This is a genomic window from Gimesia sp., from assembly GCF_040219335.1.
GTDB lineage: Bacteria > Planctomycetota > Planctomycetia > Planctomycetales > Planctomycetaceae > Gimesia.
Genome location: NZ_JAVJSQ010000031.1, coordinates 157,446 through 180,107 on the forward strand (window position 1 = coordinate 157,446; position 22,662 = coordinate 180,107).

Consider the following 22,662-nt stretch of genomic DNA (forward strand, 5'->3'; position numbering starts at 1 on the left):
CGAGAAACATGAATATCCTCGCCGAACTGAGAAGCCGGTTTGAACCTGTATTAACTGAATGGACCGACAATCCCTCCTCGGTCATCGACATGCTCAAAGCCTCACAGGACCCCAAATTCGGGGACTACCAGGCGAACTTCGCGATGCCGCTGGCAGCCAGAATTCCCGACCTGAAACCACGGGACCTGGCGGCGCAAATCGTCGAGAAGGTGGACCTGTCTGATTTCTGTGAACCACTGGAAATTGCCGGCCCGGGTTTTATCAACATCAAGCTCAAGCAGGACTGGCTTCAGGAACAGACAATGCAGCTGGTTCAGGACGAACGATTAGGTGTCGTGGCTGTAGAAGCCCCCCAGAAGGTCGTAGTCGACTTCTCCGCGCCGAATGTTGCCAAACCGATGCACGTCGGTCACCTGCGAAGTACCGTGATCGGCGATGCCAACTATCGGGTCCTGAAATTTCTGGGGCACGATGTCGTAGGCGATAACCACATCGGGGACTGGGGTACCCAGTTCGGGATGATCATTTTTGGCTACAAGCATTTTCTGAACGAAGCCGCTTTCCAGGAAGAGCCAGTATTCGAATTAGCTCGACTTTATCGGCTGGTCAACCAGTTGTCGGATTACCACGCTTCCAAAAACTCCCTTCCCCAGAAGGAACTGGAAATCGAGCAGCTGACGGAAAAACTGCAGACGCTCGAAGGAACTGCAGACCAGACCGACAAAAAGGTACAGAAACAGCTTAAAAAACTCAAAACCGAATTAGAAACCAATCAAAAGACCCTCAGTTCACTGCAGGAAAGCCTCAGCCAGCTGGAAGCCAATGAAGACCTGAAAAGCAAGGCGACCGCCTTTCCGGATATCGCTCGACTGGCACGAGAAGAAACCGCGAAACTCCATGCCGGTGATGCTGAGAACAACGACCTGTGGAAACAGTTTCTCCCGCAGTGCCTCGATTTAATTCAGGGAGTCTATGACCGGCTCGACATTCACTTCGATATGACGCTGGGGGAAAGTTTTTACCAGCCCATGCTGGCGGATGTCGTCGCAGACTTGAAACAAAAAGGACTCGCCACCGAGAGCCAGGGAGCAATCTGTGTCTTCATGAAAGGTAAAGAGGCACCCTTCATCGTGCAGAAACAGGATGGCGCCTTTACCTACGCCACTACTGATCTGGCTACCATCAAGTATCGAGCCGAAGAGCTCAATGCTGATCGAATCCTGTATGTTGTTGATTCCCGACAGAGTGAACACTTTGAACTACTGTTTTCCACCGTCAAAGACTGGGGCTACACTGATCTGGAACTGCAGCATGTCAGCTTCGGTTCAGTCTTAGGTGAAGATGGACGTCCAATTAAAACCAGAGCGGGAGACAGTGTTGGTCTGGACAGCCTGCTTAATGAAGCGATTCAGCGAGCCTATAACATTGTTTCGGAAATTGACGATGACAAACATGACGGACCAGAGCTGAGCAAAGAAGAACGCAAACAAATCGCTGAGGTGGTAGGACTTGGTGGTATTAAATACGCTGACCTGAAGCACAACAGAGAGAGCGATTACAGATTCGATTGGGACAAAATGCTGGCCAAGCAGGGTGATACGGCCACCTACATGCAGTACGCTTATGCCCGGGTGAATGGCATCTTCCGCAAGGGGGGCATCGACAGAGACGAACTGCGGACACATCAGCAGTCTCTCAACCTGATCGAACCTACCGAAATCGCCCTGGCGATGAAAATCAACCGTTACTCTGAGATCCTGGAAAGTGTTGCCGCTGAAGCACGGCCCAACTACCTGACCAATTACCTCTACGAACTGGCTGACCTCTTCAGTACCTTCTATGACGTCTGCCCCGTGTTAAAGGCTGACGATGAGACTGTCAGAACGAGCCGACTGCTGCTCTCCGATCTGACCGCCCGGGTCGTTCAGAATGGCCTGTCACTCCTGGGGATCAGAACCTGCGAGCGAATGTGATCTTTCGCTCTCGCATCAAGAAACAAAAAAAAAACGCATTCCACAAAATGGAATGCGTTTTTTTATGAATATTACCCGGCAAGGGCTCGAACCTTGACTAACAGAATCAAAATCTGTTGTGCTACCATTACACTACCGGGTAATGAGTTTCTGTCAATTCAGACACAGTAGCCCAACTCAGGTTCACCGCTGGGGACCAGTAATGAACCTAGCGAACGGAGTTTATTGGATCTCCGCAAATCTGACAAGAGTTCTCTTTCAGAAAAACGGGATCTTTTTATTTCACTAGTCGTTACGCAGCTTGAGGTTCATCTCGGTCAGCTTCTCGCGAATTTCGTTCAGCGAGGTCACACCGAAGTTCCGGCTGGCCAGCAGCTCGTCCGGGCTGCGACGCAGCAGCTCACCAATGGTGCCGATACCGAGACGCGACATACATTTTCGCGAACGCACGGAAAGCCCCAGATCGGAGATCGGCTTTTCGGTAACCGGGTTGTCTGCCAGTTCCGGAGGCAGAGCGGCGTAGCCACCTTCCTGCCCCAGAGCCTCGTGCAGGTTCTGACCGATGTGCAGACCGAAGGAAGACAGCATCTCGCGAATTTCGTCCAGTGAGGTCTGTCCGAAGTTCTTACCGGCCAGCAGATCGTTTTCGCTGACGCGTGTGAGATCACCCAGCGTGTGAATGTCCATCGCGTGCAGACAGTTGCGGCTGCGGACAGACAGTTCGAAGTCGGTGACGGGACGATCCAGCAGCTGCTTCATGCGGGCTTCGTTGCGGGCAGTCTCTTCGTCGTAGTACATGTTGTCGGCTGCTTCGATGTCCTTGAGGTACATCGCTGCCATTTCGTTGGTTGGATCCGCTTCCAGAATCCGACGGAAACAAAAGGCGGCAGCCGGGTAGTTTTCCATGTCTTCGTAAAGCAGACCCAGGTTCAGGATCGCGCCCAGGTAGAACGGCGGGCTGGAAAGAGACTGCTCATACAGGCGAATCGCATCTTCGTCATTTCCACGTGATGCGTTTTCTCCAGCCAGACGGAAGATAGCCCGTGAATGGCGGGGATCCATGTCGACGGCACGTTCGAAGTATTCGATTGCGCCATACAGGTCGCCACGATCGGACCGAATGCAACCCATCTGGAATGAGTACTCAGCACGACCAGCGGCATCTTTGGCGATGGAAGAGAGCAGCGATTCTGCTTCATCCAGCTTGCTGACCAGACGACGGGTTTCAGCACGCCGCAGCGAGCATTCGATCGAGTCGTACCCCAGCTTGGCAGCAGCTTCCAGCTGTTGATCTGCATCGTCATAACGTTTGAGAGCGATCAGCGAGACGGCATGGAAAAAAGCAGCGGTTGCGTTATCCGTGACTTTTTCCAGTTCGATAACAGCCTGTCGATGCTTACCCAGTAGATGCAGGGCGATGCCGACCCGGGCACACAGTGCCGAAGAACTTTCTCCGTCTGCAATGCGTTTGACGAGCGACTGTACTTCACTGTTGAGCTCTGAAACCTGATCAGAGCAAACAATTCTTTTCAATTGCTCGACATCCGAGTAGCCTACACTCTCAGTGCTGTTAAATACACCTTTTACGTCAATTAATTCGTCGACACTCACACTAAGTTCCTTTATTGCAGCTGGCGCGCAGATGGAAGCGTACAACGGGCTTTTTCACAGAACCTGTTGCCAAATTTCACAAATTCGAATCTTACAGTCTGACCTGGCAAACGGCAACCATCAAGGCCTGTTTAGCCCCTTATCCGGCTGTAGTTATGTACCTCAGGCCTCTTCCCTGCACCGCAAATGATACATATGTTCACCAATTCTGGCAAAATCAGCGTACGAGAGCCTGATATCCCCCATCGCTGGGTGCTCCCGGCAGGTGCAGGTTCTCCTGGACGATCTGTCGTTCCGGGAATCGGGTTAACACTGTCTTCAACAACTCACCATTCTCTCGCGGGTCAAAAGAGCAGGTGGAATACACGAGCCTGCCCCCTGGCTTGAGCTGCCTGAGTGCTGTTTGCAGCAAGTCCTGCTGAATCTTCTGGAGTTCCCGGAGAGAGTGCTCATCCAGCCGCCAACGGGCCTCAGGGCGTTTCCCCAGCACGCCAGAATTCGAACAGGGAGCATCAACCAGAATGGCATCGAACTGTTCTTCAGGCAGTGTAGCCCCCCGGGTGTTGATCAGCTGTGTGCGAATGCAGGTCAGCCCCAGTCGGGATGCATTCTGTTCGATTTTTTCCAGCCGATCCGGAGAGACATCGGTGGCGACAATCGTACCCCGATTGAACATCAGCTCTGCCAGATGTGTGGTTTTCGTTCCGGGTGCTGCACACAGATCCCAGACCGTTTCCTCCGGTTGCGGACTGAGCAGGTTGCCGGCCGCCATCGCCGATTCATCCTGAATGGTAAACTTACCGTCATCGAAGCCGACCAGTGACTCAAGCGGAACTGCATTTTCGAGACGGATTGATTGCGGCTCTGCGCCCGGGCTGACTGCGATTCCTGCAGCCTGCAGTTCGTTCAAGAGTTCATCCCGACTGTTCTGCAGCAGATTCGTACGCAGGTAGAGGGTATTTCGCTGGTTGAACCATTGCGCGATGGATTGAACCTGCTGGCTGTCATATCGCGACAACCAGTCTGTCATCACCGACTGCGGATAGCTGAATGCCCGCGAAAAATATCCTGCCTGATCGACTTTCGGATCCGGAAACAGATCCGTTGTCAGACAGCGAAACCGCTGTGTGCTGAGTGGGACTGCATTCGCCTGAGGCTCTGTGACTTCGTCTGTGGTCAGCAGTCTGCCCACTGACCTCAGGATGGCATTCACCAGTTTCTTCCAGCGTTCCCTACCGACCTTGCCGGCCAGTTCGACGGTTTCTGAAACAGCAGCATGATCGGGAATCTGATCGAGCATCACCAACTGATAGACGCCGGTTCTGAGCAGTGTCCAGAGTGCCGGCTCAACCTTCTCGCGGGGGCGTGTGAGCTGGCTTTCAATCAGTGTGTCCAGTGTCAACTGGCGGCGGATCACGCCAATACTGATTTCCATTGCCAGGCGACGGTCCTGCTGCGACAGATCAATCCGACGACTCCACTGTTGCAGGGAATCAGCGACAAACTGGTCCTCCGTGCGATACGCTTCCAGCAGAAAAAAGGCGAGTTGCCTGGCGGAACGAAAATATTGCGGCAGCGCAAGCTCATCCGCCGGACGGGACTTTGATTGATCTTCCCAGACGTTTTTTCTCTTCACGACGTCTGACCACACAACCGTTCCAGGTCGTCAAAAAACCGGGGATATGTTTTGGCAGTACAGCCGGGATCTGCAATCTGAATACCGGGCACTTTCAACCCCACCAGGGCAAAGCTCATCGCCATCCGATGGTCGTCGTAGGTCTCAATCACCGCCGGTTGAATTTCACCGGGATGAATGGTCACGGAGTCATCCGTTTCTTCGACACGAATCCCCATGCGCTTCAGCTCTGTCGCGATGGCAGACAGACGGTCTGTTTCCTTATGTCGGATATGAGCAACGTTGCGGATACACGTTGGTCCCTCAGCGAACAGAGCTACTGCTGCCAGCGTCTGGGCGGTATCGCTGATTTCATTCATATCGACATCAATGCCCTTCAAGGGTTTTCCATGTACCGTAACACTGTTGCGGTCCCGCTTGATGTCACAGCCCATGTCTTCCAGTACGCGGATGAAGTTAATATCTCCCTGCAGAGCATCCTGGTTGAGTCCGTCCACGGTTACCGAACCGCCTGTGATCGCAGCTGCTGCAAAAAAGTAGCTCGCGGCGGAAGCATCAGGCTCGATATCATAGGCGCCAGGTCGCTGATAAGTTTGCGGCAGGATTCTCCAGACATCATTCTGCACTCGATCGATGGTCACACCGAATTGCGCCATGACACCGAGGGTGATATCCAGATAGGGTCTCGAAACCATCTCGCCCTGAATGGTAATTGTTGTGGGGCCCAGTGCAGCTGGCGCCACCATCAGCAGGGCACTCAGATACTGACTGGAGACATTACCGGCAATCGCCGTTTCTCCGCCCAACAATCCTCGAGCTTTTACCCGGACTGGCGGACACCCGGTGTCGGATTCACAGGAAACATCGACCCCCAGCTCTGCCAGGGCGTCAATCAGATCCTGAATCGGTCGCTGCCGCATGCGTGCGTTTCCGTCCAGCTGAAATTCCCCCTGCCCTACCGAGCAGAGTGCGGTCAGAAAACGGATACTGGTACCACTGTTTTCCAGCCAGAGTGACGCTTCGCTGGCGGGAATCTGTCCTCCGCAGCCCTGTACGACGGTCGTGCAATTTTCCGGATCATGATCGACTTTAATTCCCAGTCGGTTCAAGCTTTCGATCATCACCTGGGTATCACGACTGTCCAGGACGCCGGTCAGTTCAGTCTGCCCCTCTGCCAGGGCAGCGACAATTAGCGCGCGATTTGTGATGCTCTTGGAACCGGGTGGTCTGACAGTCCCGTTGAGCGGACCGGAAACTGGTTGAACCTGGTAAGTGTCGGACATGCGATAAACTATGAACTAGGAAAGGCTTCTGATACGGACGGATCAGGATCTGTGACAGACCGTCTACACCCACACAGCATACACTTTCGCTCGCCAAAGCTAAAGTGAGGGACCCGTGATCCTGATCGGTCTCAGGTATTTTTAATCGCCTGAGACAGCCCTTCCCAGATACTGGGATACTGCAACTGCACTCCCAGTTCTTCGCGTAACCTTTTGTTATTACAACGTTTATTGACACCCGCAGCACGTTCAGTGCTGTTAGGGCGGGTCGATTTTGACTTCACATCCGCCGCTTCTCCCGTCGCAAACCGGGGCTGAGGTGCATCGAGCAGTTGAGCCAGGGTTTCGTAATATTCCTGACGCGTTACAGGACGACTGTCACTCACCAGATAATGTGAAGCAAGCTGCAAGTCTCCATCACAGCGGAGAATAGTCTGGACGATGTCATCCAGATGAATCAGATTCAGCCAGGCATCAGGTCTGCCCGCCAGTGGTTCTCCCGCTTTGATCTGTTCCATCCGGGCCAGCAGTCTTCCGGGGCCATAAATCCCTGCCAGTCTGAGAATTACAGCCCGCGCGTTTCCCTCGACAGCTACTTCTCCGAGCAGTTTCTGCTGGGCGAACAACTGTTCTGCCTCCAGACAGATCTGCCCGTTCTCCCGCTCCGGTTCGCATGCCGAGGTCTCGTCGACCCACTCCCCCGCCGTCTGACCATAGACACTGGTACTGGAGAGATAAATGATCTGCTGTGTACGCTCTTTAATTACTGACAGGGCATGCGCGAGACCTTCGACGTAGACTTCGCGTCGAGACTGGCTCGCGGATCGATCAAAGCCCACCGCATACAACACGGTTTCCGACTCGGGGAGGCCCTGCAGCGTTTCCGGATTTGTGATCTCTCCCAGGACCGGCTGAATTCCCAGTTCGGAAAACAGCTGTGCATTTGCCTCCGAGCGCGTGAGTGCAGCCACATCGTGCCCCGCTGCCAGCCATCGACGAGCCACTTCCCGTCCTACATATCCGCAACCAATGATCAGTTTTTGCATCGGAACCTGTTTCTCTGAAAATTCGAGTGTGCCCTGCTTTAACGTTTACCGCGAATGCGGGGGGCCAGTTGAGTCGCCCCCTGCAACACGAGGGCAATCTGTGCCTGAATCTGCTTACCAAGATCCTGTTCTGTTGAATCCGCCAGGTACTCGGTTAACGGAAACTGATCTGGATCTTCAATCGCTGTCTGCAGCCTGGTAAAACGGTCTGCCATTCTATTCAGTGCTTCCTCGAGTTCCGCCTGCGTCAGATCATAACGCTCGAGTGAGGAAGAGTCAGCCGTTCTGACCTTAGTCAGGCGGGCCAGTGTGTTCCCCTGAGTCCGATAGAGATGGCCGTCGAGATAAGCGCGCCTCAGATGTCCCTGGTCATCGAACTGGTAAACCGGATCGCCGCCGAAGTAAAACGAAAACTGCCCACTCCGTTTCTGTCCCCAGAAAACGGGTTCTGATTCCTGAGGCACCCTGAATTCCGCCCGGGGATAGAGGGCGATCGCTTCCCGCATCAGATCTTCGCGGTCCTGTTCGTGAAGCGCCATCAGAACCTCTTATTCCGCTCAGACACTGTGACTCCCAGACGTCTCTCAGTCGAACAGGTGGCTGACCGATTCATTGCGGTGAATTCGGCGAATGGCTTCTCCCAGCAGGGGCGCAATCGAAATCGTACGTAAATTCGAAAGCTTATCCTGATCGGGAATCGGCAGACTGTTGGTCACTACAATCTCTTTGATCGGCGCTTCGCTGAGAGACTTGATTGCCGGTCCACAGAAGACAGCATGCGAAGCACCAACGTAAATTTCTTTGGCACCATGCTCTTTAACCACATTCACGGCTCCCACAATCGAACCGGCCGTGGAGATCATATCGTCAAACAGCAGGGCGATTTTGCCTTCGATCGGACCACCGATAATATTGGCCTGCTGTGTTTCCAGGGCGTTCTTGCGGCGCTTATCCACAATCGCCAGCGTGCCCCCGATATTATTATTGTGCTGCAGCGTCCGCTTGATACTGCCTTCATCGGGGCTGACGACCACCAGATCTTTATCGGGGATATTCAGGCTGCGGAAATAGCGATCGAGAATCGGAGCTGCATACAGGTGATCCACGGGGGTATCAAAGAAACCCTGGATCTGGGCCGCATGCAGGTCCATCGCCAGGACGCGATCCGCGCCTGCTTCGTTGATCAGGTTGGCGACCAGTTTGGAGGTAATCGGAACGCGTCCCGAGTCTTTCCGGTCCTGGCGGGCATAGCCAAAGTAAGGAATGACCGCGGTGATACGCTCTGCACTCGCACGTCGACAGGCATCCATCAGGATCAACAGTTCCATCAGGTTATCATTGACCGGCGGAGAAGTGGGCTGCACGATAAAAACATCGCGTCCCCGCACGTTCTGATTGAGTTTCAGGCTGATTTCCCCATCCGGGAAATTCGATAATTCGACTGAGGCCAGTCGAATGCCGAGATATTCTGCAATTTCTCCGGCCAGTTTGGGATGAGCTCGTCCACTGAGAAGTGTGAGATGGTCATACATTGAAAAAAAGCCTGCAGTAGTGCAATACCTGGGGTAGCGGGATTCAGATCTGCGAGAGCCAGACAGTCCTGTCCGGTCCGTTTCTCTATTCACGCTTATCCAGAGAAAGAAGTCAAGCATGAGCTTTCGATTTCATGCGAAACTGCCCAAATGCCTTGCTTTGCACATTTTTTACTGGCATTAACGGCTGAGGATTCCATGGAAACCGGAGCGATTATTACGCCGTTTCCTGTTGCAGAATGTCTGCGACCTCGGCCAGCTGTTCCTGGGTATTGACGCCCAGTGCTTCCTGGATAGTGAATGCGGTTTCCGCCAGGACCGTTTCCCCGTCCTTGAGCAGAATTTCTGCACAGTCGGTCAGATAGTATTCGGCCTGATTATTATTCGGTCTGACCTGATTCAGAGCTTTGAATAACTGTCTGCCATCGAATGCAAAACAGCCCGTGTTGATTTCAAGAATCGCGACTTCTTCCGGGGTCGCGTCTTTCTGTTCTACGATCCGCAGGAAACTGCCGTTCGTGTCGCGGACGATCCGCCCAAGACCTTCGTTGGCTTCGGTGATTGCAGTGCCTACTACGCAGGCGGCATTCTGCTGTTGCTGAACTTCCAGCAGACGCGAGAGCGAACTTCCCTTCAATAGAGGTGTATCTCCCGCGAGTACGAGCACCGGTCCGTCATGTTCGGCCAGATTATCGGCGCTCATCATCACGGCATGTCCCGTCCCCTTCTGGTCGGCCTGCAGAGCAAACTCCACATCCGGATGGTGGGACAGCGCTGCTTTGACCTCATCTGCTTTGTGTCCCACGATGACCACAATTTTTTCACAGCCGGCTGAGCGGGCGGCGTCCAGCACATAATCAATCATGGTACGTCCCAGAATCGGGTGCAGGACTTTGGGAAGTTCAGATTTCATCCGGGTACTTTTACCGGCGGCCAGGATCACAGCAGCAGGAGCGCTCACTTCAAATTCCTTTATCTATAAAAAAAGAGCGGAAAGACATCAGCCAAACCGCTCCGTATTTCATTTATATTCCATCACAGCCTGTTGGTTGCTGAGGCACAGATCTGATTTAGAACTGGAAGCCGAAGCGGGCCATGAAGCCATCTTTGGTATCAAATCCACCACCGGACCCGAAGTAAGCACGACGACGGAATACACCACCAGCCTCGAGGAACATGGACATACAGGCGCCTTCACCTCGTAAACCGAGCATCAGAGCGTAATCCTGGAATTCCACCTGGTCACGGTTGGCGATACCGGTTCGTTCGACTTCGAAGGACTCGATATCGTATTCGAAGGTACCATACAGCCAGACGCTCTTATCGCCGACGTTACCCAGGAAGCGACTGACGCGTGATTTGGGGAACATTGCCCGGATTTCCCAGAGATCATTCGGGGTCCAGACAATACCAGCATAAGGAATAATGTAATCACCCAACCGGTCCCAGTAAGCGGCACCGACGGCAAACATCCAGGTTTGAGAAGGACGATAGAACAGCACGACACGGGCATCAAACTGCCAGGCATGCGAGCTCAGGCTTTTGCCAAAGTCAGAAGCCAGGGCAGGCGTGAATCCAAGTTGGACACTCCAGAGGCCGTTGGCCGGTGTCGATAATGCCAGGTCACTCCCAAATCGATAGCCGGCACCCGGCAGTGAGATAAACTGAGGACCATCCCAACCCCGATAATCAAATTCGGGAGCTGCAGAAAAGATCCAGCCACTCCGCAGGGGAGTTGAATATTTCAGGTCGACATCAGTTTCGAAGACGCCAAAATTACCACCATCTGCCCCGCCGGGTTGCGCGTAAGTGCGAACCTTGGGAATCAGACCAAAGGTCAAACTGGAACTCCAGCCAAAACGAAATGGCTGAGGGCCATTCAATCCGGTTGTATAACCGGGCATGGGCGAACCTGCATAAGGATCGACAATACCTCCCGCGCCAGGTGTCAGGAACGGGTCGTATCCCGGTCCGGGAGACGGTGCGCCGTAGAGGTTTCCGGCTCCCATATTCGGATCGAAGGGTTGTCCGTCCGGCACGGTATAGCCTCCACCTGCTGGCGGATAACCTCCCCCTGGTGGCGGAGTTGTTCCGTAGGGAATCGATTCCTCGTAGGTGGGAGTCGGACTTTGCGCACGAATCACATCATCGAAATCCGACGCTGGCCTATAAATTGTGGTCATTTCAGTGGCCTGAGCATTCAGACCCGCTGTGAAAACAATGGCTAGACAAAGAAGAGTAGTTTTCAATGTTCGACCTGTGAATATGAAGGTAAATCAGGTTTCGAGCAGAAACGCTCTTTTTCTGAAGGGAGAGCCGGCCACACTGTGTTGCACAGCTCTAATGACTCGGGGGTGGTACAGTGGGCGGAGTTTTCCAGAATCGTCGAATCAGGTCAACATCAATCTGCAGACTGGCAGCAGCATACTTGAGGAAAAAAATAAAATTTCCTCAATTTTAGCGACTTTTTTTGAATGGAAGAATGGGCAGTTTTCAGCGGAAACTGCTGGTGCTCATAGAATTAAGCAGCTTCGACGCAGTTTCAGGCACTCGGGACATGCGTGAGGACAGGGAGCCGGGAGGCAGGGCATCGCATACCGGCCAGCCAGATATCGCGTGGATACTGACTGGCGGTTCGAATGACAGGGACGACTAAGCAGATCCAGTCGAATCCCCGGAGCAACGGCGTTATCCGGATTTACTTGTGGTAACCCAGGCCGGTCACGACAGAATGCAGTTCTTCGAAGGTGATAAACCGACGGCGGTGACGCAGTTTATACTGGTCGATAGCCTGAGCCAGTTCGTTTACGTCTTCATTTTCAGAGTTGTAGGAATTGCTGAACTGCCGACGTTCGACGCCACCATCGGGACGCTGTTCCCCACGATTCTGACGACGATCCTGGAAAGTGACAGCCTGTTGCTCGGTAACCTGGTTCATAAGATTGCTCCTCATTTTAATACTTACCAGGTAAAACCTAGTCTGGATTTTCCGGTAAGCTGCGAAATACTGTGATCTGCAACGGTTAATTCTGTGAATTGCTGCGCAAGATGCCTGCTGTTCCGATCAGAGGGATCGTGGGAGAAATGCAGCACAATCGATTTATGCAGGATGCTGGGGAGTCAATCTCGGCCCGAAATATTCCTGTCATAAACTGGATCGGCGGTTTCTGCCGCCTTCTTTGGCTTATGCAGCATTTCTCGTTATATTACAGGTATCCGGGTCGTAAGTATTCTGCCTGTCATGCAGCAGACAACAGGAGGCGTTGCCTGCAGAAGAACCGATTCCCGATTTTTCACACTCACTAATGAAAGACAACCAAGTTATGACAACCAAAGTGGCAATTCTGGGTGGGGGCGGGATGGCGACCGCCTGTGCATCATTGCTCACAGAAAGCCCGGAGACAGCCGTCTCCATGTGGGTCCGTAAGCCGGAAGTTGCTGAAGATATTCACGTCCACCGGGAAAACCGCAGACTGCTGCCGGGAGTCAAGCTGCCTGAAGCAGTGCATGTGACCTCAGACGTTGATGCAGCGGTGAAAGATGCCGATTTCCTGGTCATCGCAATACCCACCGAATTTGTCAGGCAGGCACTGACCACACTGAAGCCACACCTCAAAGGGGAAACGCCGGTCGTCAGTGTGATCAAGGGGATTGAGAGAGAGACTTTTTATCGTCCCAGCGAGATCATTACCGATGTACTGGGACCGCGGCCCGTTGTGGCACTGGGAGGACCCAGCCATGCGGAAGAAATCGCCCGTCGGCTGCCGGCCAGTGTGGTGGCTGCCAGCGGGGAGCTCGATCTCGCTCGCGAGACGCAACAGCTCTTCAGTACAGATCGCTTCCGGGTGTATACGAATCTGGACATCATTGGGGTCGAACTGGCGGGGGCTCTTAAAAATGTAATCGCGATTGCAGCCGGGATCTGTGATGGGGGCAAATATGGCGACAACGCCAAATCGGCCATTATGACACGCGGACTGGTAGAAATGACCCTGTTCGGAGCCTCCTTTGGTGCTGAACCGTCCACGTTTTCAGGCCTGGCTGGTGTTGGCGACCTGATCACCACCTGTATGAGTCCCTTCGGTCGCAACCGGAGTCTGGGAGAACGGCTCGGCCGCGGCGAGACGCTGCAAGAGATTCTCAGCAGCATGGAAGCGGTCGCGGAGGGTGTCAACACAACTCGCAGCGTTTATAATCTGGCAGAACAGAGAGGGCTGGAAATGCCCATCACAACCGAGATCTATCGGGTGCTGTTTGAAGGCAAGTCACCCGAAGATGCCACCCAGACCCTGATGACACGCCCCCCACGTGAGGAATAATTAACCAACTGACATTCCAGGTAGCGCGCTAATACCTTCACCCCCTTTTGGAGTTTGTTTGATGCGATTCACACCCTTGTTGTTACTTACCGTCTGCTGCGGTTTGTTTTTATCGACCGCAGAGACTCAAGCGGAGACCTGGCCTCAGTTTCGTGGTGCTGATGGCAGCGGAGTCTCTTCCGAAACGAATCTTCCCACAAAGTGGTCGGCTCAGGAGGGTATGCTCTGGTCTGTCGATCTCCCCGGTCGTGCGAACTCTTCTCCGGCGATCACAGTGAAACGGGTCGACCTGACGACCAAAACTCCCGATAACGGTCTCTGGATTCTCTCCTTCGACCGAAAGACAGGTCAGCAGCTGCTGAAAGTCAAAGTCGGCACCGGGGAACTCGCCGCACCGGGTCCCCGCAATCTCTGGGAACATCGTCACAATGCAGCGACACCCACCCCGATGTCCGATGAAGAAAACATCTGGGCATTCTTTGGTTCCGGGTTGCTGGTCTGCGTCGATGCCGCCTCCGGGGGAATCGTCTGGCAGAAGGACATGGTCAAGGACTACGGTGCGTATGACATCACCTTCGGCATGGGTTCTACTCCCCGCCTGTGGAACAACCTGCTGATCGTCACCTGCATGACCAAAGGCCCCTCGTATGTCGTTGCTTTCGATAAAGAAACCGGTAAAGAGGTCTGGAAAGCCAACCGCAAACTTCCTGCAGAGAAAGACGGTGCAGACGCTTACTCGACACCGACCATTTTTCAGCGTGGCGATCAGACGGAACTGCTGGTTTCCGGTTCCGATCATGTGAATGCCTATGATCCCGCGACGGGCAAACAACTATGGATTGCTGGCGGCCTGGATATTCCGAGCCCCTTCGGCCGAATCATCGCGGCACCGGTTGCGAACAAAGAGATGATCATCGCGACTTCCGGGAACCCCGGTGGAGGCGGTCTAGGTTACATCAAAGCTTTCAAGCAGGGTGGCACCGGCGACATCACGAAGTCTGGCCTGATCTGGAAGTTTGATACAGCTACCCCCGATGCATCCACGCCCCTGATCATGAATGACAAACTGTATATGGTCAGCCAGAATGGTGTGGCGACCTGCCTGAACCTCAGCGATGGGAAACCCGTCTGGAAAAAGCGGGTGAACGGTCAGTACTTCTCGGCTCTGGTTGGTGGAGACAACAAGGTCTACTTCCTGAGCATTGAAGGGTTGTGCACGGTCATCGATGCTAAGACGGGAGAGGTGATTGCCGAGAACCAGTTGCCCGGCACTTTCTATTCAACTCCCGCCATCAGTGACGGAATCATTTACCTGCGTTCGTTTGATAAGCTGTACGCCATCAAAGGTAAATAAATCTTTTCAGCAGTACGCAAAACAGCCCTCCCGGCGTGATCCGCCTGGAGGGCTGTTTTCTTTTGGTCTGCGCATTACCGCTGCCGCGTCACCGCGAGTTACCTGAGATCAGGCACGCCCCGCCAGTTCCGGAATCGCCTGGCCATGCATGACGATCGGCGTAGGACGACCGGAGAAATCGGGCAGGAAGGTATTCGCATAATCGATACCGAGGTGTGAATAGATGGTCGCCAGGAAATCGTGAGGTCTGACGGCGCGGGCAATTGGTCCTTCCCCTTTGGCATCAGTGGCACCAATGATCTGGCCAGTCTGAATATTTCCGCCGGCAAAGAGCATTGAATTCGCGTTGGGCCAGTGATCGCGACCGGGTTGTGTCGTACCCGCACTGCCACTGCCGATGCCGCCCCCGGTACTTTTCGAGTAGGAGATGCGGGGGGTTCGTCCGAATTCTCCCCCGACAATCACGAGCACCCGTTTATCGAGTCCACGAGCATAGATGTCTTCAATCAGAGCGGTCACCGCCTGGTCGAAGAATGGTGCGCGATACTTGATCGCATCGAACACGTGGTGATTGACCGCATGGTCGTCCCAGTTGGAAACGCGTCCACACAGAGGCCCGGAAAGCTCGGTTGTAATAATTTCCACGCCCGCTTCTACCAGGCGACGCGCCATCAGACACTGTTGTCCCCATTGATGCATTCCGTACCGGTCACGAATGTGCTGAGGTTCCTGTGTCAGATCGAATGCCTCAGCCGCCTGTTTGCTGGTCAGCAGATTCGTTGCCTGGGCTTCGAACTGATCCATGGCCTGCATGGCCCCTTCCAGGTCGAGGTCTCGACGCAGCTGGTCAAACTGCTGCCGCAGACTGATTCGCTTCGCCAGTCGTTCCGACTGCCGGGCATCTGACAGACCAATGTTGGGGACCTTGAAATCAGGTTTGCTGGGATCCCCCTGAATCTGGAATGGTCCGGCTCCAGGTCCCAGGTAGGTGGGGCCGGCAATCTGGAAGCTGTCGTAGTTTGTTATCGCATTCACGCCCACATAGTTGGGCAGTACTTTATTCGGATCCCGGCGGAGAAAGTTGGCGACCGACATCCAGTCGGGCAGCTTGGGTTTGCGTTTATCGACGCGATCGGGATCGCCTCCCAGAACCTGTAACGATCCAGCAGGATGACCGCCGCCGGTATGGGTGATGGACCGCAGGACGGTGAATTTGTCGGAGATTTGTGCGCAACGGGGGAGTAGTTCGCTCAGATACAAGCCTTCGGTTTTTGTCGCGATCGGAGAATAAGGACCACGATAATCGGAGGGGGCTTCCGGCTTGGGATCGAATGTATCCAGATGACTCACACCACCGCGGCACCAGACCAGAATGATGGCAGTTCGTTCTTTATTACCGGCCGGTGCTTCAGCATTGGCTGCCTGAGCCGCCTGTAACTGGTAGAGTGCCGGCAGCGACAGGCCTCCCAGCCCCAGCTTGAGAAACTCACGTCGTGAACCTGTTTCGGCCTGCTTTAGCGAGGATTTCTGCTTCATTCCCGATACCATTAAAATGGAGTCTGATCTACTTGTGAGAGGGAGCACGCACTTCAAATCAGAGATCTGTTATGAGTAGTATACCACGCATCCTCCCGAAATGTCTAACTATTCAGGTATCGGCTGTTGAAACCTGGTTTCTAAAACAGGACAAAGTCCCCCGATTCAGAAGTTGTTATGGGGAAACAAAAAAATAAGCCGCGTCAGCATACCAACGCGGCGTCACTTGTTCAGTTTTCATGATTCCGATCAATGAGCGTGTTTTTCGCCATGCTCATGTTCGTGATCGTGGTCATGATCGTGAGCGGTGATTTCTCCCGTGTACGATTTGCCGTCGATCTCAAGAACCAGACGGGCCTTGGTATCTTTCTCATGCAGCAGATCACCAAGGGCCTTCTCTTTCAGAACGAACCGTGACGATTCCCCCTGGGGATCGGATTCTTCAGGTGCAGCGGTCAGTGTGAACTGTGACCCTTTGCCGTCATGCTTGACGTTCACGAGAATGCTTTCCGCTTTAATCGGAACATTCTTTTTCGCGGCACCATCCAGAATATAGACCGTGATCGCACCGCTTTTTTCGTCGTGAACCAGTTCGCCATGATAGGCTTCCTTTCCGAGTTCGATCAACGAGCCATGGTGGGGGCCTTCGGAAGGATGTTCGTGCCCATGATCGTGATCATCCATTTCTTTATCTTCATGCGCTGTTTCGTCGAATGTCTTGGTGTTCTGATCACTCTGATTCTGGCATCCCAACAGAGCCAGTCCGAGTCCACAGCACAATACAGTCAGCCAGTTCGCTTTGCGAAATTTCATTTTACAATCCTTTTCAGTTAATTGATTAAGTTACATTTGTCAGTTTTGTCTCTCGTTTTATATCGTTTTTAATGCGCGGTGGAAGCCGCCTGTTCTTCGCTTTCTTCCAGCAGGGGGATTTCTTCCGTCCCCCGTTCGACAATCCGTGCGCCTGCCTCGCGTCCAAAACTCCAGAACAGAGCAGGACGGATGAAGAACTCCAGAATCGTACTGCTGAGCAGTCCACCGATGATCACCGTCGCGACCGGGTACAGAATTTCTTTACCTGCTTCTCCCTGTGCCATCGCCAGGGGAACCAGACCGATGCCCGAGGTTAACGCCGTCATCAGCACGGGTGCCAGGCGTTCCTGACCTGCCCGAATAATCATTTCGCGTGTCCAGCTTTCGCCTTCGTATTTCACCAGGTGCAGATAATGGTTGAGCAGCAGAATTCCGTTACGAGAGGCAATCCCGCCCAATGAAATAAAGCCGACCATGGCTGCGATGGTCAGAGTCTGTCCCGTAATGACCAGCGCGATCACCGAACCGATGAAGGCCATCGGCAGTGCCGCCATTACCTGCAACGAGAAATTAACGGAATGGAACATCGTAAACAGCACCAGGAAGACACCCAGCATCGAAACCACAAACAGAATCGCAATCAATCGAGAGGCTGTCTGCTGATTCTCAAACTGCCCGCTGTATTCCACAAAGTAGCCTGCGGGCAGTTTCTCAATAATCGGCTTCTGTTTCGCCTGGATGTCCTGCACCACGTCGACCAGGCCACGACCGGACACGTTACATTGCACGATGATCCGCTTCTGAACCTTTTCCCTGTTGATCGTATTGGGCCCGGACGATTCCGTAATCTCAGCGACCGAGGACAGAGGCGTTGTACCGCCGTCAGGCAAATTGATCGAAAGTCGTTTCAACGTCTCCCGGTCTTCGCGGTACTGTTCGTCCATGCGGATCAACAGATCAAAGGTCCGTTGCCCCTGCAATACCTGGGAAACCACCATCCCGTTCATGGCGGTCTGCACATATTCATTCACATACGCGGGCGTCAGTCCATACAGTTTCAACTTATCCCGGTTGAGTTTGATCTGCAGTTGCGGAATCTCCACCTGAGGCTCAACCAGTACGTCAGTCACACCAGGTACCGAACGCATCGCAGTTCCCAATTTTTGAGCAGTCGTCCGCAGAATGGTCAGATCCTCGCCATAAATTTTAATCCCAACCTGGGCTTTGACGCCGGAGATCATATGGGAGATCAGGTGCGCCAGTGGTTGTTCCACGGAGATCACAATACCGGGAATCGACTCCATCGAATGCCGGATCTCTTCCAGCACTGCTTCACGTCCTCTGCCTGATTCCGGATCAAACGAGATAATGTATTCCGAGACATTCACCCCTTCGGCATGTTCGTCGAGTTCCGCCCGGCCGGTGCGACGGGAAAACGCAGCCACACCTTTGATCTTCTTTAACTGATCCATCACCGTTCTGGCGATTTCATTCGATTTCTTCAGAGAGGTTCCAGGAGGTAGAACCACATTCAATTGCGCGACCCCTTCGTTAAAGGGGGGCAGGAAATCCTGTTCGAGCTGTATCAGGAACAGCCCTGCGATCAGCACACTGATAATCCCCAGCATCAGCAGAGGTTTCGCAAAACGGATACTGAAACCGATGACCATTCCCGCGCCCCATTTCAGGAGGCGAAGCAGTGGTCCATCTTTGTGAGTGTGCTCACTTTCAGTTTCTTTTTCTGATTTCTGAACGGGCGAACCAAATTTCTTACCCAGCAGCCAGTAAGACAGCACGGGAGTCAGCGTCAGAGAAACCAGCAGTGACGACAGGATCGACACGATATATGCCACACCCAGGGGTGTAAACAGGCGACCTTCCATCCCGGACAACGCGAATAGCGGCAAGAATACCAGCACAACAATCACGGTTCCAAAGACAATGGAATTCCGGATTTCACAGCTGGCCTGAAAGACGACCAGCAATGTCGGCTTGGGGTTCTCGCGATAGCGGTTCTCCTGTAAGCGGCGGAAAATATTTTCTACATCCACAATCGCGTCATCCACGAGTTCACCGATGGCCACCGCCAGGCCTCCCAGCGTCATCGTATTGATTGATAATCCGAAGACAGCGAAAATAATCGCCGTGATCGCAATCGATAAGGGAATCGCTGTGAGGGTAATAAACGTCGTGCGGAAGTTCATCAGGAACAGGAACAGAATAATCACCACCAGAATGCCCCCGTCCCGCAGGGCTTCGATCACATTCTCAATGGAACGGTCGATGAATGATTTCTGCGAGTAGAGTTCAGGCTGAATTCGAATGTCTTTGGGAAGCGAAGGTTTGAGCTCTTCCAGCGCCTGGAGCACATCGTTGGTCACCCGTCGTGTGTCGGCATTGGGTTGTTTATTGACGGTCAGTACCACCGCCGGACCGCCGGCAAAGGTGCCGTCTGCCTGCTTGATGAATGCGGAACTGTCTCCCCGCTTCACCTGGGCACCTTCGGTTACCCGGGCCACCTGGGACAGAACAATCGGGCGTCCTTCCTGGCGGGTCACGACGACTTTCTTCAGATCGTCCAGCGTCTGGATCCGCCCCAGTGCCCGTACCAGAAATTCGTTGGGCCCCTGTTCATCCAGGTAGCCCCCGGTCGTATTCAGATTACTCTGCTGGCAGGCCTCCCGCACCTCGTGCAGTGTAATCCCATATTTGATCAATGCCTCCGGATTGACGAGGACCTGGAACTGTTTGCGTCCGCCCCCCATCGTAAACACCTGGGAGACACCGGGAATGGTCAACAATCGCTGACGAACCACCCAGTCCGCCAGGGTCCGGACTTCCAGGGGCGAAGTTTCATCGTCTTCACTCCACATCCCGAGCATCATGATCTGCCCCATGATGGATGAGATCGGCGCCAACTGTGGTTTGATGCCTTCAGGTAGACGATCGGTGACCAGTTGCAGACGTTCGTTGACGACCTGCCGGTCGTTGTAGATATCGGTGCCCCATTCGAATTCGACATAGATCACGGAGATACCGACGCCGGAGGAACTCCTCACGGCCTGCACACCGGTAGCACCGTTGAGGGTGGTTTCCAGGGGAAAGGTTATCAGTGATTCAACTTCTTCGGGCGCCATGCCGGGTGCTTCCGTCATCACCACCACCCGCGGGCGGTTGAGATTGGGAAACACATCGATGGCCATATTCAGTGCCTGCCATGTTCCGAATCCGATCAGGAACAGGGAGAAGGCCAGCGTCAGGTGCCGCTGTTTCAGTGAAAAACGTATAATTGCATTGAGCATTGGATTCTTCCGTACCGGGAGTCACGTTCAAGGGATGCACTAGAGCTTCAGACTGGTCTGAAAGACGATCAGTGGTTATGTCCCGCGTGGGGATCGACCGCACCACCGGCTTTGTTTTTCAAAGCCATCTGCATCTGATGTGCTCCCGTGAGTGCAATTTTGTCTCCGGGGAAAATCGCACCGTCGTTCTGAATGACTGCCCAGAGCTGATCCTTATACAGGACGTGCACCGGACGCCGATCAAAGTGATCGCCGTTCTCCTGGAAAACAAAACTCTCTGCCCCCTCGGTCGCGATTGCTTCCACGGGCACGACAATCTGCTTCTTCCAGGTCTCCACTGGAATCCGCAACTGCATCCTCTGTCCCGGCTTGAAACGCCACGTTATAAAGCGTTCTCCGTCCGAGCGTACGTTTTCATGCTCGATCTTGTTCGGCAGATCGACAAAGACCGAAAAGATGCGTGCATCGGTTTCGATCTGGTTGTCCAGGTAATCGATCTGCAGGTTTTTAATCAGCTCTTTATTTTTGTTATTGATTTCCTGAATCGCTTGGACGGACCAGCCATTTTCCAGGCAACGGGTTAATTCATCGGCTTCCTGTTCAAACGCCTGCCCTTTGAGATACAGGTCACTATAGTCGGCCAGCACGCACAGCGTATCGCCTGCCTGGACGAAGTCACCTTTGCTGATATTCAGCGACTGCACAATGAAGATGGATTTGTGACGCGCGTTGACAGGTCCCTGTGAATCGGGTGCGGGTGCTGAGATCCGTTGAATTGCCATGTTCGGCAGTTGGACTTCTCCCGACTGATCGTGCAGCTGAGGGGCATACACCTGATGTTCTTTAATCAGCCGACGGTTATCACGGATCTGGTCGACCTGACCTTCGGAGAAACCGTGCAGCAGTAGTGCCTCTCGTTGGGCTTTCAGAATTGCTTCCAGTTTTTCTTTGGCATACTCGCGTTCCAGCAGGACCTTACCGGCGATAACACCTTTATCCGTAATTTCCTTGATCCGGGCGATTTCCTTGTCTTCGACATCGAGTTCACCCAGGGTCTTCAGGAAGTCAGCCTGGGCCTGCACCAGGTCTTCATGGGTCAGGCGGATCTTGAAGAGTTCCCGACCGGGCTGCACCGCTTCACCTGCAATCACATTCACGTTGGTGATAATTCCGGTCATCGGTGCCACGACTTTCACTCGGGTCTTTCCGGGCACCTCTACGACAATCGCAGGAATGGTCAGTGTGCGAGTGAACGCCTGCAGCTTCACGGGAACGACCTTCTCCCCTGTCAGGCCGATATTCTTGCGTGCCTGGGGAGTCAGTTCCAGAGAGGTCGATTCCTCATGCCCGGCGTGATCGTGGTCATGATGGTCCTCTTCCGCTCCATGTTCGTCTGTTGCATTTTTTGATTTTCCGTTTTCCGCCATGTCATTCACAGCAGGTAGCCATTGTTGCTGAGTCTTCCAGGCCAGCAGGCCAACGGGGATCAGGATCAGTAAAAATAAAATCCAGATCCAGTTCTGTTTGAGTTTTGATTGATTCATCACAGTCCTCGACGATGACAGCGCACAGGCTGTCGTGATAAGCGCAAGGGAAGTCGAATAGAACCGGTCTCATGTGAAGGTCCGCTGACAGTTTGAACAATCAGTGTCAGCGTGAGGCCGGAGCGACAAGAGGTACTGCGGAGTGGTTAAATCAACCAGACAGTGGTCTGGGCCTGGGCGCGCACGCCCGGCGCTGCAAAAAGAAAGGCCGGGGGCAACTCACGCATCTGATTTACATACTGGCGTTCCTGTGTGGAACAGAGCAGGTCCCAGATGGGAAGCAGGCTGACCAGTTGCGACGATTCATCATGAACTTTGGCAGTCGCTGCCGTCAGATAAGAACAACGCCCTTCATGGCAAGGGTCGGAATGCTGATGCATCGGATGTTCGTCCTGATGTCCCGCAGCTGCTGTGTGATCATGTCCCGCAGCTGCTGTGTGATCTACATGTGCATCATGCTGAGCACACCCGCTTTCGTGATCATGATGAGCGTGTTCAGCTGCTTCGTGTTCCTGTTCAGCATCGTGTCCACACAAGCCCAGGGGCTGGCAGGAGTTAGTATGCCCCGCGTGAGCGTCATGCGCATGATGCCAGCCACAACCCAGCAATGTGTGGGTCAGCATGGAAAACAGCATCAAGATGACAGTCATACGTAAAATCATAATCGTTCCTGAGAGGAGTATCACTCTGCTGGAATCATGTCACTAAAACGG

17 protein-coding genes and 1 tRNA gene are annotated in these 22,662 nt (G+C 53.6%); 3 read left to right on the top strand and 15 right to left on the bottom strand.

Going from position 1 to position 22,662, the window contains the following annotated elements:
• The first annotated feature begins 8 nt into the window (after nt 1–8).
• Nucleotides 9–1,973 carry an arginine--tRNA ligase gene (argS, locus tag RID21_RS25590; RefSeq protein ID WP_350193883.1) on the top strand — a complete coding sequence of 655 codons (1,965 nt, stop codon included), beginning with the start codon at nt 9–11 and terminating at the stop codon, nt 1,971–1,973.
• Between the two features lie 71 nt (nt 1,974–2,044).
• On the opposite strand, the gene RID21_RS25595 is transcribed toward argS, so the two are convergent.
• From RID21_RS25595 to RID21_RS25640, 10 genes are all read right to left on the bottom strand, one after another.
• Nucleotides 2,045–2,115 (bottom strand) — tRNA-Gln (locus RID21_RS25595).
• Nucleotides 2,116–2,258: 143 nt separating this feature from the next.
• Nucleotides 2,259–3,584 carry a DNA-directed RNA polymerase subunit alpha C-terminal domain-containing protein gene (locus RID21_RS25600; RefSeq protein ID WP_228030311.1) on the bottom strand — a complete coding sequence of 442 codons (1,326 nt, stop codon included), beginning with the start codon at nt 3,582–3,584 and terminating at the stop codon, nt 2,259–2,261.
• A 217-nt stretch (nt 3,585–3,801) separates the two neighbouring features.
• Nucleotides 3,802–5,220, bottom strand: coding sequence for a 16S rRNA (cytosine(967)-C(5))-methyltransferase RsmB (gene rsmB / locus RID21_RS25605; RefSeq protein WP_350193885.1), 1,419 nt, complete (start codon nt 5,218–5,220; stop codon nt 3,802–3,804).
• Nucleotides 5,217–6,503 carry a 3-phosphoshikimate 1-carboxyvinyltransferase gene (gene aroA / locus RID21_RS25610; RefSeq protein ID WP_350193887.1) on the bottom strand — a complete coding sequence of 429 codons (1,287 nt, stop codon included), beginning with the start codon at nt 6,501–6,503 and terminating at the stop codon, nt 5,217–5,219. Before aroA ends, rsmB begins: the two co-directional genes overlap by 4 nt.
• Nucleotides 6,504–6,634: 131 nt before the next feature.
• Nucleotides 6,635–7,549, bottom strand: coding sequence for an SDR family oxidoreductase (locus tag RID21_RS25615; protein ID WP_350193889.1), 915 nt, complete (start codon nt 7,547–7,549; stop codon nt 6,635–6,637).
• 38 nt (nt 7,550–7,587) lie between these two features.
• A complete protein-coding gene (locus RID21_RS25620) occupies nt 7,588–8,088 on the bottom strand; it encodes a hypothetical protein (protein WP_350193891.1) in 501 nt (166 codons plus the stop codon).
• Nucleotides 8,089–8,133: 45 nt separating this feature from the next.
• Nucleotides 8,134–9,081: a ribose-phosphate diphosphokinase gene (locus RID21_RS25625; RefSeq protein ID WP_145042428.1), complete on the bottom strand. Its 948-nt coding sequence runs from the start codon at nt 9,079–9,081 to the stop codon at nt 8,134–8,136.
• A gap of 217 nt (nt 9,082–9,298) precedes the next feature.
• The gene (locus RID21_RS25630; RefSeq protein ID WP_350193893.1) at nt 9,299–10,042 is read right to left on the bottom strand and encodes an NTP transferase domain-containing protein; all 744 of its coding nucleotides are present in this window, start codon (nt 10,040–10,042) and stop codon (nt 9,299–9,301) included.
• A 109-nt stretch (nt 10,043–10,151) separates the two neighbouring features.
• The gene (locus RID21_RS25635; RefSeq protein WP_350193895.1) at nt 10,152–11,264 is read right to left on the bottom strand and encodes a hypothetical protein; all 1,113 of its coding nucleotides are present in this window, start codon (nt 11,262–11,264) and stop codon (nt 10,152–10,154) included.
• A gap of 515 nt (nt 11,265–11,779) precedes the next feature.
• Entirely contained in the window at nt 11,780–12,019 is a 240-nt protein-coding gene (locus RID21_RS25640; protein WP_145188998.1) for a hypothetical protein, read from the bottom strand.
• A 385-nt stretch (nt 12,020–12,404) separates the two neighbouring features.
• On the opposite strand from RID21_RS25640, the gene RID21_RS25645 reads away from it, so the two are divergent.
• Both RID21_RS25645 and RID21_RS25650 read left to right on the top strand, forming a co-directional pair.
• Complete coding sequence (locus RID21_RS25645; protein ID WP_350193897.1) at nt 12,405–13,400, top strand: NAD(P)H-dependent glycerol-3-phosphate dehydrogenase; 996 nt, start codon at nt 12,405–12,407, stop codon at nt 13,398–13,400.
• A gap of 61 nt (nt 13,401–13,461) precedes the next feature.
• Nucleotides 13,462–14,754 (top strand): outer membrane protein assembly factor BamB family protein, encoded by a 1,293-nt coding sequence (locus RID21_RS25650; RefSeq protein WP_350193899.1) that lies wholly within the window; start codon nt 13,462–13,464, stop codon nt 14,752–14,754.
• Between the two features lie 108 nt (nt 14,755–14,862).
• On the opposite strand, the gene RID21_RS25655 is transcribed toward RID21_RS25650, so the two are convergent.
• From RID21_RS25655 to RID21_RS25675, 5 genes are all read right to left on the bottom strand, one after another.
• Nucleotides 14,863–16,290 carry a DUF1501 domain-containing protein gene (locus tag RID21_RS25655; RefSeq protein WP_350193901.1) on the bottom strand — a complete coding sequence of 476 codons (1,428 nt, stop codon included), beginning with the start codon at nt 16,288–16,290 and terminating at the stop codon, nt 14,863–14,865.
• Nucleotides 16,291–16,539: 249 nt separating this feature from the next.
• Entirely contained in the window at nt 16,540–17,103 is a 564-nt protein-coding gene (locus RID21_RS25660; protein ID WP_350193903.1) for a hypothetical protein, read from the bottom strand.
• 68 nt (nt 17,104–17,171) lie between these two features.
• A complete protein-coding gene (locus RID21_RS25665; RefSeq protein WP_350193905.1) occupies nt 17,172–20,405 on the bottom strand; it encodes an efflux RND transporter permease subunit in 3,234 nt (1,077 codons plus the stop codon).
• Between the two features lie 68 nt (nt 20,406–20,473).
• Nucleotides 20,474–21,949: an efflux RND transporter periplasmic adaptor subunit gene (locus tag RID21_RS25670; protein WP_350193907.1), complete on the bottom strand. Its 1,476-nt coding sequence runs from the start codon at nt 21,947–21,949 to the stop codon at nt 20,474–20,476.
• Nucleotides 21,950–22,095: 146 nt separating this feature from the next.
• Complete coding sequence (locus tag RID21_RS25675; RefSeq protein WP_350193909.1) at nt 22,096–22,611, bottom strand: hypothetical protein; 516 nt, start codon at nt 22,609–22,611, stop codon at nt 22,096–22,098.
• Nucleotides 22,612–22,662: the final 51 nt, after the last annotated feature.

What these genes read in the sequence shown, in the direction of transcription:
- aroA (WP_350193887.1), bottom strand. Translation starts at nt 6,503, where the DNA reads ATGTCCGACACTTACCAGGTTCAACCAGTTTCCGGTCCGCTCAACGGG.
- RID21_RS25620 (WP_350193891.1), bottom strand. Translation starts at nt 8,088, where the DNA reads ATGGCGCTTCACGAACAGGACCGCGAAGATCTGATGCGGGAAGCGATC.
- RID21_RS25675 (WP_350193909.1), bottom strand. Translation starts at nt 22,611, where the DNA reads ATGATTTTACGTATGACTGTCATCTTGATGCTGTTTTCCATGCTGACC.
- RID21_RS25640 (WP_145188998.1), bottom strand. Translation starts at nt 12,019, where the DNA reads ATGAACCAGGTTACCGAGCAACAGGCTGTCACTTTCCAGGATCGTCGT.
- RID21_RS25625 (WP_145042428.1), bottom strand. Translation starts at nt 9,081, where the DNA reads ATGTATGACCATCTCACACTTCTCAGTGGACGAGCTCATCCCAAACTG.
- RID21_RS25665 (WP_350193905.1), bottom strand. Translation starts at nt 20,405, where the DNA reads ATGCTCAATGCAATTATACGTTTTTCACTGAAACAGCGGCACCTGACG.
- RID21_RS25635 (WP_350193895.1), bottom strand. Translation starts at nt 11,264, where the DNA reads ATGACCACAATTTATAGGCCAGCGTCGGATTTCGATGATGTGATTCGT.
- RID21_RS25645 (WP_350193897.1), top strand. Translation starts at nt 12,405, where the DNA reads ATGACAACCAAAGTGGCAATTCTGGGTGGGGGCGGGATGGCGACCGCC.
- argS (WP_350193883.1), top strand. Translation starts at nt 9, where the DNA reads ATGAATATCCTCGCCGAACTGAGAAGCCGGTTTGAACCTGTATTAACT.
- RID21_RS25655 (WP_350193901.1), bottom strand. Translation starts at nt 16,290, where the DNA reads ATGAAGCAGAAATCCTCGCTAAAGCAGGCCGAAACAGGTTCACGACGT.
- RID21_RS25660 (WP_350193903.1), bottom strand. Translation starts at nt 17,103, where the DNA reads ATGAAATTTCGCAAAGCGAACTGGCTGACTGTATTGTGCTGTGGACTC.
- RID21_RS25650 (WP_350193899.1), top strand. Translation starts at nt 13,462, where the DNA reads ATGCGATTCACACCCTTGTTGTTACTTACCGTCTGCTGCGGTTTGTTT.
- RID21_RS25670 (WP_350193907.1), bottom strand. Translation starts at nt 21,949, where the DNA reads ATGAATCAATCAAAACTCAAACAGAACTGGATCTGGATTTTATTTTTA.
- RID21_RS25615 (WP_350193889.1), bottom strand. Translation starts at nt 7,549, where the DNA reads ATGCAAAAACTGATCATTGGTTGCGGATATGTAGGACGGGAAGTGGCT.